This is a genomic window from Variovorax sp. V35 (genome assembly GCF_041154465.1).
In the GTDB taxonomy this organism is placed as follows: Bacteria; Pseudomonadota; Gammaproteobacteria; order Burkholderiales; family Burkholderiaceae_C; genus Variovorax; species Variovorax boronicumulans.
Genome location: NZ_AP028666.1, coordinates 3,403,779 through 3,419,442 on the forward strand (window position 1 = coordinate 3,403,779; position 15,664 = coordinate 3,419,442).

Sequence of the window (15,664 nt, forward strand, 5' to 3'; positions counted from 1 at the left end):
CAAATCCGGGCGTCTTTCAGAGGGGAATGGAGGTCCAGAATTCTTCTCATCCGCTGCGCATCCGGCGCGGCCCACGACGAAAGCCCCGGCGCCCGAACCGGGTGGGGCAGCAAGGAGTTCGATATGTTGCAAGTGCGTAAATCCCAGGAACGCGGTTATGCCGACCATGGCTGGCTGCGCTCGTTCCACAGCTTTTCCTTCGCGGGGTACTACGATCCGGCCTACATGGGCTTCGGCAACCTGCGGGTGATCAACGAAGACCGCGTGGCGGCGGGCGCCGGCTTCGGCACCCACGGCCACCGGGACATGGAGATCATCAGCTACGTGCTCTCGGGCGAACTCGCGCACAAGGACAGCATGGGCAACATCGAATCCATTCCGCCGGGCGACGTGCAGCGCATGAGCGCCGGCCGTGGCGTGATGCACAGCGAGTTCAACCACAAGGCCGACGAGACCACGCACTTCCTGCAGATCTGGATCGAGCCCAAGGAACGCGGCATCACCCCCGGCTACGAGCAGAAGCAGTTCAGCGACGCCGAGAAGCGCGGCACCCTGCGCCTGGTGGCCTCGCCCGACGGCCGCGACGGCTCGGTGACGGTGAACGCCGACGCACGCCTGTTCGCCGGCCTGTTCGACGGCGACGAGACTGCCAGCCTGGCGCTCGACCCGCAACGCAAGAGCTACGTGCACCTGGTGCGCGGCGAGCTCGAAGTCAACGGCCAGAAGCTCGTGGGCGGCGACGCCGCGATGCTCGAAGGCGAATCGCAACTCACGCTCGGCGCCGGCAAGGATGCCGAAGTGCTGGTGTTCGACCTGACGGCCTGAGACGGCGTCTTTTTTTCCTGTCCCTTTAGCTTCAACAACCAACGAGGAGTTTCACCATGGCCATTACGACCACAACCACCGCCCCCAACGCCGCCCAGGACACGCTGGCACTCATCGGCCGCGTGCTGCTTGCAGCGCTGTTCGTGCCCGCCGGCTTCGGCAAGCTCATGGGCTTTGCCGGCACCGTGGGGTACATCTCCTCGGTGGGCGCACCGCTGCCGCAGGTCGCGGCGGTGATCGCGATCGTCGTGGAGCTGGGGCTCGGCCTGCTGCTGCTGGTCGGCTTCAAGACGCGCGTGTCGGCCATCGTGCTGGCGGTCTTCACCGTGGCCGCCGCCGTGATGTTCCACAACTACTGGGGCATGCCCGCCGACAAGGCCTTCGTGAACCAGCTGATGTTCTTCAAGAACATCGCGATCGCAGGCGGTCTGCTGGCTTTCGCCGCCTTCGGTGCCGGCCGTTTCAGCATCGATAAAAAGTAAGCTCGCTCCCCCCAGGCCGCGCACACCTCGTGGGCGCGGCCTGCTGACTTCATCGCTTCTTTGAGGAAATCCGTTTCATGGCAAACATCGTCGTTGTCTTCCATTCCGGCTACGGCCACACCCAGCGCGTGGCCCAGGCCGTGGCCGACGGGGCGGGCGCGCAGCTGCTCGCCATCGACGCCGACGGCAACCTGCCGGCCGGTGGCTGGGAGACGCTGGCCGCGGCCGACGCGATCATCTTCGGCTCGCCGACCTACATGGGCGGCGTGAGCTGGCAGTTCAAGAAATTCGCCGACGCGTCGTCGAAGGTCTGGTACACGCAAGGCTGGAAAGACAAGCTCTTCGCCGGCTTCACCAACAGCGCCACGATGAACGGCGACAAGGTCACGACCATGACCTACCTGTGGACGCTGGCCATGCAGCACAGCGGCATCTGGGTCAGCATGGGCATCCTGCCGACCAACAACAAGGCGGCCACGCGCGACGCGATGAACTACGTCGGCGGCTACGGTGGCCTGCTCACGCAGTCGCCCTCGGACGCGAGCCCGGCCGAGATGCCCAAGGGCGACCTGGAAACCGCGCGTGCCTTCGGCGAGCGCGTCGGCGCGGTGGCAAGATCGCGCGCATAACGCCCCACCGAACTTCGCCCACAAGGACACCACGATGACCGACACCATCCCCGAAATCCAATTGCTGCGGCCCCACGACAAGGACCTGGGCGGTGGCTTCAACGTGCGGCGCGTGCTGCCGGCGGCGCAGCGCCGCTCGGTCGGGCCCTTCGTGTTCTTCGACCACTTCGGCCCGGCCACCGAGCAGCCCGGCAACGCGCACGACGTGCGGCCGCACCCGCACATCGGCCTGTCGACGGTCACCTACCTGTTCGAGGGCGCGATGATGCACCGCGACAGCCTGGGCAGCGTGCAGGAGATCCAGCCCGGCGCCATCAACTGGATGACTGCGGGACGCGGCATCGTGCACTCCGAGCGCAAGCCCGAACGCCTGCTGGCCGACACTTTCGTGAACCACGGCCTGCAGCTGTGGGCCGCGCTGCCGCAGGCCCATGAAGAGGTCGAACCCAGCTTCGAGCACACGCCGGCCGACGCCATTCCCGAGCTGACGGTGCAGGGCGTGCCGGTGCGCGTGCTGGTGGGCGAGGCCTTCGGCGTGCGCTCGCCGGTGAAGACGCTGGCGCAGACGGTCTACCTCGACATCGCACTGCCGGCCGGCGGCCGCTTCGAGCTGCCCGCGCTGGCGCCCGAACTGGCGGTCTACATGGTCGACGGCGATGCGCGCGTGAACGGTGAGCCGGCCCCCGCCCACACGATGGCGGTGCTGCCCGACGGGCAGGGCGCGGTGTTCACTGCCGACACGGCCGTGCGCCTGATGGTGATCGGCGGCGAGCCGCTGGACGGCCCGCGCTACATCACCTGGAATTTCGTCTCGAGCCGGCGCGAGCGCATCCTCGAAGCCGGTGCCGACTGGGCCGCGCAGCGCATGGGCCACGTGCCCGGCGAGACCGAGTTCATTCCGCTGCCGGGCAAGCCCTTCGGCGTGCGCGAGCCCGACACGGGCACGACGCCGGTCTGAGCCTTCCGTTTATTGCTTGATGCCGATGTCCGGGTCTTCCGAGGCCCGGGCGCTGGCATCGGAGGCGCGCGCGCTGAGGTCGGGCGCCAGGGCCCGGCGGCCATCGAACACGAAGCAATCGCCGTGGTAGTGCGCGCCGCCGACGTCCTCGAAGTACTTGAGGATGCCGCCTTCGAGCTGCAGCACGTGCTCCATGCCTTCCTCGCGCATGAGGATGGCCGCCTTCTCGCAGCGGATGCCGCCGGTGCAGAAGCTCACCACCGTCTTGCCCTCGAAGTCGGCGCGGTGCGCCTTCAATGCGGGCGGGAATTCGGTGAACTTGGTGATGCGCCAGTCGACCGCGCCGTCGAAGGTGCCTTCGTCGACTTCGAAGTCGTTGCGCGTGTCCAGCATCACGATCTCGCGGCCCTCGTCGTCGTGGCCCTGGTCGAGCCAGCGCTTCAGCGTGGGCGCGTCCACGCCGGGCGCGCGGCCGGCGGCGGGCTGGATCGCGGGGTGGTCCATGCGGATGATCTCGCGCTTGAGCTTCACCAGCATGCGCCGGAAGGGCTGCGTGGCCGACCAGCTTTCCTTGGTTTCGAGGTCGGCAAAGCGCGCGTCGGCGCGCAGGTCGGCCAGAAACGCGTGGATGGCCTGCGCCGTCCCCGCCAGAAACAGGTTGATACCTTCGGGCGCCAGCAGGATCGTGCCCATCAGGCCCAGGGCCTGCGCGCGCTCGCGCAGGGTCTCACGCAGCACGGGGCTGTCGTTGATGCCCACGAACTTGTAGGCGGCGATATTCAAAATCTCTTGCACGGGGCGGGATTGTAGGGATCGCCACACCACATCGTGGAGGGCGGCTTCCTACAATCGACGGATGTTTGTTCACCTGCGTCTGCACACCGAGTTTTCCGTCGTCGATGGCACGAATCGAATCGACGAAGTCATCAAGGCCGCCGCTGCCGACAAGCAGCCCGCGCTGGCCATCACCGACCTGAACAACCTGTTCGGGACGGTCAAGTTCTACAAGCAGGGCCGGGGCAAGGGCGTCAAGCCCGTCATCGGCGCTGAAATCTTCATCGACGGGCTGGGCAAGGAGCCCGGCGCGCTGACCCGCCTCATTCTGCTGGTGCAGAACATGGAGGGCTACCTCAACCTGTCGGAGCTGCTGGCCCGGGCCTGGACGCAGAACGTGAGCCGCGGCCAGTCGCAGGCGGCCTGCAAGCTCGAATGGCTGCAGGAGCTGCAGGGCGGTTTGATCGCACTGTCGGGCGCACAGGCCGGGCCGCTGGGCCAGCCGCTGCTGCAGGGCCAGGAAGAGCGCGCCGCCGAACTGGCGCTGCAACTGGCGGGCATGTTCCCGCACCGCTTCTACATCGAGCTGCAGCGCGCCGGCCGTCCGGAAGACGAGCCGCACGTGATCGCCGCCGTGAAGCTCGCCGCCCGCCTGAAGCTGCCGGTGGTGGCCACGCACCCGGTGCAGTTCGCCGAACGCCAGGACTACGAGGCGCACGAGGCGCGCGTGTGCATTTCCGAAGGCGAAATCCTCGGCAACCCGCGCCGCGTGCGCAAGTTCACCGAAGAGCAGTACTTCAAGTCGAGCGCCGAGATGCAGGCGCTGTTCGCCGATGTGCCGAGCGCGCTGGCCAACACGGTCGAGATCGCCAAGCGCTGCAACCTCACGCTGGTGCTCGGCAAGCCGCAGCTGCCTGACTTTCCCACGCCCTTCATCAGCGAAGGCGTGCGCATGCCGATCGGCGAATTCTTCCGCCAGGAGTCGTTCGAGGGCCTTGAGGTGCGGCTGAAGCACCTGTACCCCGACGAAGCCAAGCGCGAGGCCGAACGGCCGCGCTACGTGGAGCGCCTGGAGTTCGAGATCAACACGATCCTGAACATGGGCTTCCCGGGCTACTTCCTGATCGTGGGCGACTTCATCAAGTGGGCCAAGGAAAACGGCTGCCCCGTGGGACCGGGCCGGGGCTCGGGTGCGGGCTCGCTCGTGGCCTACGCGCTGAAGATCACCGACCTCGACCCGCTCGAATACAAGCTGCTGTTCGAACGTTTCCTGAACCCCGAACGCGTCTCGATGCCCGACTTCGACATCGACTTCTGCCAGGGCAACCGGGATCGCGTGATCGACTACGTGAAGGACAAGTACGGCCGCAACGCCGTGAGCCAGATCGCCACCTTCGGCACCATGGCCGCGCGCGCGGCCATCCGCGACGTGGGCCGCGTGCTCGACATGAGCTACATGTTCTGTGACGGCATCAGCAAGCTGATCCCGAACAAGCCGGGCATGTCGGTCACGCTGCAGTACCCGCCCGCGACCAAGATCGAAGGCGACAAGAACAACTACGCCATCGAGATGGAGCCGCAGCTGGCGGAGCGCATCGAGAAGGAAGAAGAAGTGCGCATGCTGGTCGAGCTCGCGCAGAAGCTCGAAGGCATGACCCGCAACATCGGCATGCACGCCGGCGGCGTGCTCATTGCGCCGGGCAAGCTCACCGACTTCTGCCCGCTGTACCAGCAGCCCGGCAGCGAGTCGGCCGTGAGCCAGTACGACAAGGACGACGTCGAAGCCATCGGCCTCGTGAAGTTCGACTTCTTGGGCCTGGCCACGCTCACGATCCTGGAGATCGCGCGCGAGTTCATCATGAAGCGCCACAAGGGCCAGGAGAACTTCGCGTTCGAGAACATCCCGCTGAACGACGGGCCGACCTACCGCCTGTTCTCCGACGGCAAGACCGAGGCCGTGTTCCAGTTTGAATCCCGCGGCATGCAGGGCATGCTGAAGGACGCCCGGCCCACGCGCCTGGAAGACCTGATCGCGCTGAACGCGCTGTACCGTCCGGGCCCGATGGACCTGATCCCCAGCTTCGTGGCGCGCAAGCACGGTCGCGAAGACGTGGAGTACCCGCACCCGGCCGTGGCCGAAATGCTCTCCGAGACCTACGGGATCATGGTCTACCAGGAGCAGGTGATGCAGACCGCGCAGATCCTGGGCGGCTACTCGCTGGGCGGCGCCGACTTGCTGCGCCGCGCGATGGGCAAGAAGAAGCTCGAGGAAATGGCCGAGCACCGCGAGAAGTTCCGCGCGGGTGCCCTGGCCACGCACGGCATCGTGCAGGACAAGGCCGACGAAATCTTCGACTTGATGGAGAAGTTCGCGGGCTACGGCTTCAACAAGTCGCACGCCGCCGCCTACTCGCTGCTGGCGTACCACACGGGCTGGCTCAAGGTCCACTACACGGCCGAGTTCTTCTGCGCCAATATGACCGTGGAAATGGACGACACGGACAAGCTCAAGCTCTTGTTCGAAGACGCCCAGAAGAATTTCAACATCACCTTCGAGCCGCCGGACGTGAACCGCGGCAACTACCGCTTCGAGCCCGTCACCAACCGGATCATCCGGTATGGCCTGGGCGCCGTGAAGGGCACGGGCCAGCTCGCGGTTGAGGCCGTGGTGCGGGCGCGCGAAGAGGGCGGGCCGTTCAAGAGCCTGTACGACTTCTGCGTGCGCATCGACCGCCAGCGCATCAACAAGCGCACGGTCGAAGCGCTCATCAAGGCCGGCGCGTTCGACGCCATCCAGCAGAACCGCGCCTCGCTCATCGCCTCGGTCGACCGCGCCTTCGAGTTCGCCATTGCCACGGCGGCCAACGCCTCGCAGGCCGACATCTTCGGCGACTGCGAGCACGGCTCGGCCACGCAGGAGCCCGACCTGGTCGATGCCACGCCTTGGGGCGTGAAGGAGCGCCTGACCTTCGAGAAAACCGCCGTGGGCTTCTACCTGTCGGGCCATCTGTTCGACGAGGTCTCGCACGAGGTGCGGCGATTCTGCAAGCGCGAGATCGGCGACCTGCTCGACAGCCGCGACCCGCAGGTCATCGCCGGCATCGTGAGCGACTTCCGCGTCATCAACGGCCAGCGCGGCCGGCTGGCGATCTTCAAGCTGGACGACAAGTCGGAGTCCATCGACGCCACGGCCGACGAGGCGCTCATCAACGCCAACCGCAACACGCTGAAGGACGACGAACTCGTCATCGTGAGCGGCAAGCTGCAGCCCGCGCGCGGCGGCTTCGAGGCGCGCTTCCAGGTGCAGCAGGTGTGGGACCTGGCCTCGGCGCGTTGCCGCTTCGGCAAGTTCCTGCGCGTGGCGGTCAACGGCAAGGTGCCCGAGATTGCGCGCCTCCTGAAAGACTTTCCGGCGCGCACCGAGCAGACCGAGGTCGGTGACCTGGTGCACGGCCTGCCCGTGCGCCTGTCGATGGCACGGGGCGGGGCGCAGGTCGAGTTGCAATTGGGCGAGCGCGCCAAGTTCTTCCCGACCGATGCGGCGCTCGCGAGCTGGACCGCGCAGGCCGAAGCGGGCAAGGCGCAGGTCATCTACGATTGATCGGATCGCGCGGCCCCGGGGAACCTCGGGGCCTGCGCGCGGTCCATCAGACTGTTGCAACCTGGCCTTGGGCCACTCACAGGAGGAATGACCGCATGCATTTCAAGAAGATCCTCAAGACCACCGCGCTGACGTTCGGCGTGGCGCTGCCCATGGCCGCGGCCTGGGCCCAGTACGCCGGCCCGAGCTCGGTGCCGAATCTCACGGTCAAGCAGCTGATCGAGACCGGCCAGGACGACCAGCACGCCACGGTGCGCGGCTTCATCGTCTCGCACGACGGCGGCGAGCACTACACCTTTGCCGACGACACGGGGCGCCTGAAGGTCGAGATCGACGCCAAGTACTTCCCGCCGGGCGTGAAGATCGACGACAAGGTGCGCGTCGAGCTCAGCGGCGAGTTCGACAAGGACCGGCTCACCGGCAAGACCGAACTCGACGTGAAGCGCGTCATCACCGTCCTGCGCTGACCCCGGCCTTTTTTCCGAGCGCCTGTTCGACCTGGTCGAGCACGGCCTCGGGGGCGTGCAGCCAGTCCTTGGCCAGCACCTGCATCACCTGCCAGCCGAAAGCGTCGAGGATGCGCGGACGCGAGACGTAGCGCTCCAGCACGTTGTGGCGCGTGCCTTCCTGTGCCGCACCGTCCACGAGGAGGCCCAGCGCATAGTGGCCCTGGCCCGCCGCGCGCACCGCGAGGTCGCAGCGAAAACGCGACTGCCCCACCTGTTCGTCCACCGCATGGCCGCGTGCGCGCAGCGCCTGCGCGATCTGCGCCGTGACCTCGTCCGTGCGCGCCTGCCGCGCCACGTGGCCACGCGCCAGCGGGTTCATGCCTTCGAGCACGCGCCGCGCCGTGTCCTCGTCGCCGCGTGACAGGCACTCGGCATAGCGCAGGAAGTTCTTGAGCGCCGCTGCGCCTTCGTTGTGGTCGTTGGTGATCGCCTCGTGGCGGATGGTCGAGACCACTGCCATGTGGTGCTTGGCACGGCTGAAGATCACGTTCAGCCGCTTCTCACCGCCGCGCTGGTTGATGGGACCGAAGTTCATCAGCATGCGGCCCTCGGGGTTGGGGCCGTAGCAGATGCTGAGGATGATGATGTCGCGCTCGTCGCCCTGCACGTTCTCCAGGTTCTTGATGAAGAGGCCGCAGAACTGGTCGTCTTCCTCGCGCACGTACTCGGCCTCCAGCCGCGCCGCGAAGTCGGCATCGACCGCGCCGAGCGCGTTCAGCTCCTCCTCGATCTCGCCCTGTTGCGCTTCCGAGAACGCCACGATGCCCAGGCTGCGCCCGGTCTCGCGGCGCAGCAGCTCGCGAACCAGCTGCGCGATGTGGCGTGCCTCGCCGTCGTTGATGCGGTTCTCGTACACCGCATCGGCCACGCGGTGGAAGCTGATGGCGCGCGAGAGCAGGGCGTCGACCTGCGCCTTCACGGACTCGTCGGTCGGGCTGCGCGACTGCACCACGATCTCGCCGCGCTCGGGCGCGGGCAGGCTGCGATCGGGAATGGTGTACAGGTTGCCCGCGTAGAAGGCCGCGTTCGAAAAACCGATGAGCGATTCGTAGCGGCTGCGGTAGTGCCAGGCCAGCAGCGTGGCCGGCAGGTTGCGCGCGCCCTGGTTCAGCAGGCTGTCGGCGTCGAGCACGACGGCGATGCGTTCGCCTTCTTCGCCGTTCTCTGCATCGTCGCCTGCCACCGACAGGGTGTCTTCCTCGGCGTCGCGGCCCGACGAGAAGAAGCTCGTCGGAGGCAGCTGCATCTCGTCGCCCACCACGATGATCTGCGGCGCGCGGTACAGCGCGGGCACGGCTTCCTCGACCGGGATCTGGCTGGCCTCGTCGAAGATCACCACGTCGAACAGGTCGGCCGCGAGCGGCAGCGTGTCGGACACCGACAGCGGGCTCATGAGCCAGATCGGCTTCATGTCGCGCACCACGCGGCCGGTGTCGCCACTGGCCAGTTCGCGGATCGCCTTGTAGCGCATGGTCTTGCCGAACTCGTGCTCGAGCTCGCGGCGGCCGGCGTTGTAGCTCTTCTTGAAGACCTTGCCGTCGGCGTCGAGCTGGCTGGCGGGCAGGGCGCTCTTTTGCACATGGTCGCGGAAACGCTGGCGCACCGCGGCGGCGAGCGTGCGCGCATTGCGTTCGAGCAGCTTGCGTTCGCCTTCGCCCAGGCGCTGCGCATGGCGTGCGAGCGTGGCGCCGTCGAAGCGCGGCAGCCAGCGTTCGGTGCGGTACACGCGCTCCAGCCCTTCGCGCGCGACGGCGTACTCGATGGCCTCGGGCGGCAGCGGCAGGGTACGCAGCGCGGCGGCCACGGCCGGGTCGGCATCGGCCAGTTCCTGCAGCGGCTGCAGCACCGACGGCAGCGCGTCGGCCTGGTCGCGCAGCGTGCGGGCCAGGGCGTCGAGCGCGGCCAGCGGTTGCGCGCCAGCGTCGTGCAGCAGGTCGCGCCAGAGGGCATCGAGCGTGTCGACGCGCGGTGCTGTGGCGACGAGCTGCTCGACGCTGCGGCGGGCCGTGTCAGTGCGCAGATAGGCCTGGAACGCCGCGCGCAGGCCGGCGCCGGCGTCGATGCCGCGCATCGCCTGCAGCTGCTGCGCGAAGGCCTCGGCGTCGGTGCAGCCGTAGTCGGCCTCGAGGCGCGCCGCCTGCTGGTCGAGCGCGGTGCGCGCGGCCTGTTCGGCGCGCAGGTCTTCGAGGATCTGGCTGGGCTGCGGACGCACGGCATGGGCGGCGAAGTCGTAGCGGCGCTTGAGTTCGCCCGACAGGCGCCACCACGAGGGCTGCAGCCAGCGCAGCAGCGAGCCCTGTTGCGCGCGGGCCTGCGCCAGCGCGGCTTCGGTGTCGCCGGGCGAGAGCTTGTCGCGCCAGTGGGCGGTGCGCTGCAGCTGCGCATCGAGCGCCTGCTGCAGCGTGCGTTTTTCGTTCAGGGCATTGCCGAGTACGAGGCTGCTCGGGTGCGCGGCGTCGAGCAGCGCCAGCTGGCCGCGCGCGGCCAGCGCCGCGACGCTGCGCGCATCGGCCACCACGGCGAGCGCATCGCGCCACAGCACGCCGGCCTCGGCCAGCGGTGGCCAGGCATCGACCAGCGCGTCGCGGCAGGGGGCGCTCAGGTCGATGGCGCGTTCGCTGCGTTCGACCAGCCGCGCCAGCGGTTTCTCCTGCGCCAGCAGCGAGGGCGCGAGCTGCGCGAACACATGCTGCGCGAAGCTGGGCGCGCCCAGGCTTTCGGTCACGGCCAGGTGCAGGCGCGACACCAGCTCCGCATGCCGGCGCCAGGCCGCGAAGGCGGGCAATGCTTCGGCCTGCACCGGTGTGAGCGACGGGTCGCCGGCCTTGAGCGCCACCAGCCGCGACAGCAATTCGCGCAGCGTCACGGCGATGTGTTCGGGCACGTCGTGCATGGCCGCGTCGAAGCGTTCGAGCGCGCGCAGGTCGAGGTCCATGGCGTCGAGCACCTGCGTGCGCTCGGTGCTTTCCTGCGCCAGCGTGCCGGGCGCCTCGAGCCACAGCTCGTAGGTCTTGCGCAGGTTCTGCACGAAGGCCTTCTTGTCGCCCTGCGAGTCGTGGATCATGCAGCACAGCTCGTCCAGCCCCTGCTGGCGCAGGCGGTGGAACACGACGTCGATGGCGGCGCGCTTCTCGCAGACGAACAGCACGCGCTGGCCGCGGCCCACGTAGTCGGCGATCAGGTTGGTGATGGTCTGCGACTTCCCCGTGCCCGGCGGGCCCTGGATGATGTAGCTGGTGCCGGTGCGCGCCAGCGCCACCGCGGCGGTCTGCGTGGCGTCGGCCTGCACCACGGGCCACTGGTCGGCCAGCGGCAGGGCGGGTGGCGTCTCGGCGTCGACGCGGCGCGGCTGCAGCGAGAACACGCGGTCGAAGGCTTCGCTCGCCAGGTCGGATTCGGTCAGCCCCGAGTAGTCGCGCACCAGCGACATCTTGCGGTGGTTGAAGTTGCCCAGCGTCACGGCCGTGAGGTCGATGTCCCACTGATAGGGGTTGCCGCTGCTCTCGCGCAGCGCGAAGGTCTTGCGCTCGGTGTCGCTGGTGTCGGTCATGGCGGTGGCCGCCATCTGTGGCGCGCGCGGCTGCGGCGCGCCACCTACGGCCTCGCGCACCGGCAGCGGCACGGGGCGCACGCGCGCATGGAACAGCTGCAGCCCGCGCGGACGGAAGTCGTCCTGCGCGTAGCTGAAGTCTTGCGCGGCCACGGGCACCGTTGAGGGCGAGCGCACGCGGGTGCGGCGCTTGAACTGCTCGAGCCGCTGGCGCGCGCGCTGGTGCATCACGGCGATCTCGGGCTGCTTCACGAGCCTCAGCTGCACGCCGGGTTCGCTCTGCGCGATCTGCGCCGACAGCTGGGCGTGGAACTGTTCGAGCGAGGTCTCGCGCAGGTCGACCGTCTCGGGCAGCGCAATGCCGTAGAGCTGGCGCAGGTGATGGCGCAGCGTGGGGTTCACCTGCGCTTCGCTGGCTGAGGCTTCGAGCAGGTACTGGTCGCGCACGCCTTTCTTGCGCGTGAGCTCCACCGGCAGCATCAGCAGCGGCGAGGCGATGCGCTCGGCGCGTTCGGCCTCGCCCTCCTTGAGGTTGTGCCAGCGCAGGAAGGCGATCACCAGCGACAGCTGCGAGAAGCCGTACTCGGCCCGGTCGCGCCGCGCCTCCTGCAGGATGCGGTCGAGCGCACCGGGCAGGTAGGGCTGGTCTTCGAAGCGCAGCCAGCGCGCGAGCGGCACGGGGGCGCAACTGGCAATGTCAGTGGCAAAGCGGCCGTCCCACACGCACAGCTGGTCGGTGCGGATGCTGTTCAGGTCGACGACCAGCGGCACGCTGGCGACGGTGAGGTTCACATGCGCCTGCGTCGGCTTGAAGTACAGCAGGCGGTTGCGTCGCGACAGGTCGAACAGGCGGTCGCGCAGGTGCAGCTGGATCGCCTGGCGGCGCTGGCCCGCGCCGTCCCTTGCCGGTGCGATGCGGTCCAGGCCGAGGTCGACGGGCTGGTCGCGGTAGGTCTCGAGGCGGCGGATGACCGAAGGCAGGTCGCGTGCGCGTTCGTGGCGGTCGAGCGCGGTCATCTCGAAGATCACGGCGGCCACCACCGGGTGCAGCCGGCGGTTCAGCTCGAACAGGTTGCCGCGGTGCGTGGCAAAGCGGGTCAGGTCGTCGCCGTCGGTGAAGTCGAGACCGCACGACAGGCTGGCCAGCACCTGGCCCAGGCACAGGATGTCGCCGAGCGCGTCGTGGTGGCCCAGGCGCAGCTCCCACGCGGCGTAGCCGGGCAGGTAGACGGGGCGCGTGGGCACGGTGTCGGGGCCGGCCTCGGGCATCACCGCGAGGTTCTCGAGCGCGACGCCGGCGTCGGCATCGACGGTCAGGCGCGTTTCGCCGACCACGCGCAGCACCGAGGCGGCGGGTTGTTCGAGGGGCGCGATGGCCTCGGGGTGGCGGCGCGGCGCGGTGCCTTCAGGCTGCGCGAGTGCCAGCGCGGGTTCGGCGGGCGCGTCGGTCACGCGGTAGGCGAAGGCGTTGCCGAGCGCGGCGACGTGGCCGAGTTCGTGCAGGGCCGAGACCTCGCGCAGCAGCGGCAGCACGAGCTTGAGCACGTCGTCGGTCTGCAGGCCGCCGTGGGCCTCGGCGGTGGCGAGCAGTTGCAGGAGCGGGGCGGGAGCGAGGGTCATGCGGCGGCAGCCTGCGAAGAAGACGACGGGGTGGTGGCGGCCTTGTCGAGCAAGGCGGCGGCATCGCGCTTGACGCGGGTGAAGTTGCGTTTGGACAGACCCAGGTCCTTCAGCACGCGCTGTTCGAAGGGCGTGTCGCAGCCGAGCGCGTCGGCCAGGCCCAGCGCGGCGGCGAGGGTGACGTCGTCCATCTCGGGGTCGGCGGCGACGAAGTCGACCAGCACGCTGGCCAGGTAGTCGTGCAGGCCGGCGGGCGCGGGCTCGGGCAGCGGCATCGCCGACGTGGGCGGCGCGAAGTCGGGGAAGAAGCGGCGCGCATGCGCCAGCAGCGAGTCCGACTGCAGCACGGGCCGCTGCAGCAGCTGCGCCAGGGTGCCGCGCGTGAGGGCACTCACGCGTTGCTGGCCGAGCATGTCGAGCGTGCCCAGGTCGAGCGGACCTTCGAGCGCGGCGGCCAGCCATTCGTCGGCGTCGTGCTCGCGGCCGGCCCACAGGCGCAGCGCGCGGGCGCGCACGAACACCTCGGGGTGGCTCACGCCGCGCGTCTGCAGCGCCTTGTTGCTGGGGGCGGCGCAGATTTCCTCGGCCTGCGCCAGGTAGCTCGCCACGTTGACCTGCGTGAGGCCGGTTTCGATCTTGATGAGCGCGCTCACGGCGGGCTCGAGCGCGCCGCAGGCCACGCAGCCGCCGCGGTCGGCAAAGGCCTCGGTGTACAGCGCATGGCGCCGCGCGGCCTGCAGGTGGCTCGCATCGGCGCGCGGGTCGGCCGCCGTGGCGTGCAGCAGGCGGTCGACGACGTGGTGCTTGCCGCCGTCGCGCTCCCACAGCAGGTAGTGCGCGAGCTCGTGGCCGAGCACGGCCTGCCGCTCGGGCGGCTGCAGCTTTTCGAGCAGCGGGCCCGAGAGCACGATGTGCGCCTCGCCCGGCACGACGTAGATCGCGGCGTTCATGGCCGCGCCGTCGCCGGACGGGGCCTGGTAGAGCGTGATGCGCGCCGTGACGCCCAGCCGCTGCGCGGCCAGGGTGGCGTCGGCGTGCAGGTCGGGGTGCGCGTCGGCGTCGAGGCGGTAGGCGCTGCGCAGCAATTCGGCGCGCATGGCGGCCGTGTGTTCTTCGCGCGCTTCGGCCGAAGCGGCCCAGCGCCAGGCCTCGGGTTCGTTCGCCTGGAGGTGGGCGGCCAGTGCCTGCTGGTAGGGCAGCGGCGTCAGGTCTTGGAGGCGAACGGCAGGGAAAGAGTCGACCATGTCAGGAGCGCCAGCAACAATGAGTTGCCGACGATCCTAAACGAGCGGGTGGTGTCGCTTGCAATCACCCACGATGTGGGTGATTGCGGGTGTCAACGCTTGGGCTTGAGCGTGACGATCAGCGACGGGAAGATGCGCCCGTCCGTGTCGCGCGGCAGCTTGTCGGTCTTGCGCAGGCCGCGTTCCGCCGCCTCGTCCCAGGCCGGCAGGCCGCTGGACTTGGCGAGCTTGACGCCGACGATGGTGCCGTCGGGTGCCAGTCGCACTTCGAACTCGGCCTCGGGGTTGCCGTTCACGCTGTCGGCATCGGGGAAGGTGATGTTCGGACGCACGGCCGCGGCGATGCGGCCGGCGTAGCCGCTGGACGGGCCGGACGAACGCTGGGCGTTGCCCTTGGCATCGTCGCTGCCGCTGGCGCCTGCCAGGCCCTGCATGCGCTTGAGCGTCGCGGCGCGGTCGGCGGCGGCCTGCTTGGCGGCCGCCTCCGCCTTCTTCGCTTCGGCCTGCTTGGCCTCGGCTTCCTGCTGCTTCTTCTGCTCGGCCAGTTTCTTCTGCTGTTCTTTCTTGCGCTCGGCTTCGTCCTCGGCGCGCTCCTTGGCCTCGAGCTCCTTCTTCTTTTGCTGCTGCACGCGCTGCTGCTCGAGCTCGCGCTCCTTCTGCGCCTTCTGTTCCTTGAGCTTCTTCTCCCGCTCCAGCGCGATGTCGGGCGCAGGGGCGGGCGCCGGCTCGGGCGGCTTGACGGCCGGGGGAGGCGGCGGGGGCGGAGCGGGTGCAGGCGGCGGTGGTGCGGGCACGGGGGCCGGCGGCTCCGGCGCCGACAGGCGCGGGGCGGCCTGCATCACCGTGGTCGACCACAGCTCGGCATCGACCGCACCGTCGTCGGCTTCGCTGCGCCAGCGCACGCCCCAGGTGAGGGCGGCGATCAGCAGCGCATGGGCAATGAGGGCGAGCGCAACTGCGCGGGGCGTGCCGCGCTGCGGCGGCGGCGCGAACTCGGGGCGATCCAGGGCGAGCGACATGCCTTATTTGCCGCCCGTGGTCGTGACCGACAGCCCCACGCGCTCGATGCCGCTGCGCTTGAGCTGGTTCATCGCCTTCACGACGGTTTCGTACTTCACCGACTTGTCGGCGCTGATGACCACGGGGCGCTGGGCGTCGCCGCCTTGCGCGGCCTTGGCGGCCGAGCCGATCTGCGTCATGGGGATCGACGCGCCGCCGGTGCCGGTGGACGGGTCTTTCTTGATCTGCACTTCGTCGTCGCTCTTGATGACGATCTCGATGGGCTTGTCGGGCTGCTTGTTGGCGCGGTCGACCGTCGGCAGGTTGATCACGCTCGGCGTGATGAGCGGGGCCGTGACCATGAAGATGATCAGCAGCACCAGCATCACGTCGATGAACGGGACCATGTTGATCTCGTTGATCGTGCGGCGGCCGCGGCCCCGGGATGAAACGGCAGGCATGTCGTCGCGTCC

11 protein-coding genes are annotated in these 15,664 nt (G+C 68.9%); 6 read left to right on the forward strand and 5 right to left on the reverse strand.

The annotated features are described in order from the left end of the window. The first annotated feature begins 123 nt into the window (after positions 1–123). From ACAM42_RS15705 to ACAM42_RS15720, 4 genes are all read left to right on the forward strand, one after another. A complete protein-coding gene (locus ACAM42_RS15705; RefSeq protein ID WP_062481632.1) occupies positions 124–825 on the forward strand; it encodes a pirin family protein in 702 nt (233 codons plus the stop codon). Between the two features lie 56 nt (positions 826–881). Beyond that, a complete protein-coding gene (locus ACAM42_RS15710) occupies positions 882–1,307 on the forward strand; it encodes a DoxX family protein (RefSeq protein ID WP_369632581.1) in 426 nt (141 codons plus the stop codon). A gap of 77 nt (positions 1,308–1,384) precedes the next feature. Continuing rightward, positions 1,385–1,936 carry a flavodoxin family protein gene (locus ACAM42_RS15715; protein ID WP_070060379.1) on the forward strand — a complete coding sequence of 184 codons (552 nt, stop codon included), beginning with the start codon at positions 1,385–1,387 and terminating at the stop codon, positions 1,934–1,936. 34 nt (positions 1,937–1,970) lie between these two features. After that, a complete protein-coding gene (locus tag ACAM42_RS15720; protein WP_369632582.1) occupies positions 1,971–2,894 on the forward strand; it encodes a pirin family protein in 924 nt (307 codons plus the stop codon). Positions 2,895–2,903: 9 nt separating this feature from the next. Here the strand turns inward: ACAM42_RS15720 and ACAM42_RS15725 are convergent, their stop codons facing one another. After that, complete coding sequence (locus ACAM42_RS15725; RefSeq protein ID WP_369632583.1) at positions 2,904–3,689, reverse strand: sulfurtransferase; 786 nt, start codon at positions 3,687–3,689, stop codon at positions 2,904–2,906. Positions 3,690–3,750: 61 nt separating this feature from the next. Between ACAM42_RS15725 and dnaE the strand changes: the two genes are divergently transcribed. Then, entirely contained in the window at positions 3,751–7,269 is a 3,519-nt protein-coding gene (gene dnaE, locus ACAM42_RS15730) for a DNA polymerase III subunit alpha (protein ID WP_369632584.1), read from the forward strand. Between the two features lie 95 nt (positions 7,270–7,364). Next, entirely contained in the window at positions 7,365–7,736 is a 372-nt protein-coding gene (locus ACAM42_RS15735) for a YgiW/YdeI family stress tolerance OB fold protein (RefSeq protein WP_083259096.1), read from the forward strand. On the opposite strand, the gene ACAM42_RS15740 is transcribed toward ACAM42_RS15735, so the two are convergent. The 4 genes from ACAM42_RS15740 to ACAM42_RS15755 all read right to left on the reverse strand — a co-directional run bounded on the left by ACAM42_RS15740 (position 7,720) and on the right by ACAM42_RS15755 (position 15,652). Further along, positions 7,720–12,948 carry an AAA domain-containing protein gene (locus ACAM42_RS15740; RefSeq protein ID WP_369632585.1) on the reverse strand — a complete coding sequence of 1,743 codons (5,229 nt, stop codon included), beginning with the start codon at positions 12,946–12,948 and terminating at the stop codon, positions 7,720–7,722. The two genes, ACAM42_RS15735 and ACAM42_RS15740, sit on opposite strands and share 17 nt — an antisense overlap. Continuing rightward, positions 12,945–14,192 carry a M48 family metalloprotease gene (locus tag ACAM42_RS15745; protein WP_369632586.1) on the reverse strand — a complete coding sequence of 416 codons (1,248 nt, stop codon included), beginning with the start codon at positions 14,190–14,192 and terminating at the stop codon, positions 12,945–12,947. The genes ACAM42_RS15740 and ACAM42_RS15745 overlap by 4 nt, the downstream gene beginning before the upstream one ends. A 92-nt stretch (positions 14,193–14,284) precedes the next feature. Next, positions 14,285–15,211, reverse strand: a complete 927-nt coding sequence (tolA, locus tag ACAM42_RS15750) for a cell envelope integrity protein TolA (protein WP_369632587.1) — start codon at positions 15,209–15,211, stop codon at positions 14,285–14,287. 3 nt (positions 15,212–15,214) lie between these two features. Further along, positions 15,215–15,652, reverse strand: a complete 438-nt coding sequence (locus ACAM42_RS15755) for a biopolymer transporter ExbD (protein ID WP_070060386.1) — start codon at positions 15,650–15,652, stop codon at positions 15,215–15,217. Positions 15,653–15,664: the final 12 nt, after the last annotated feature.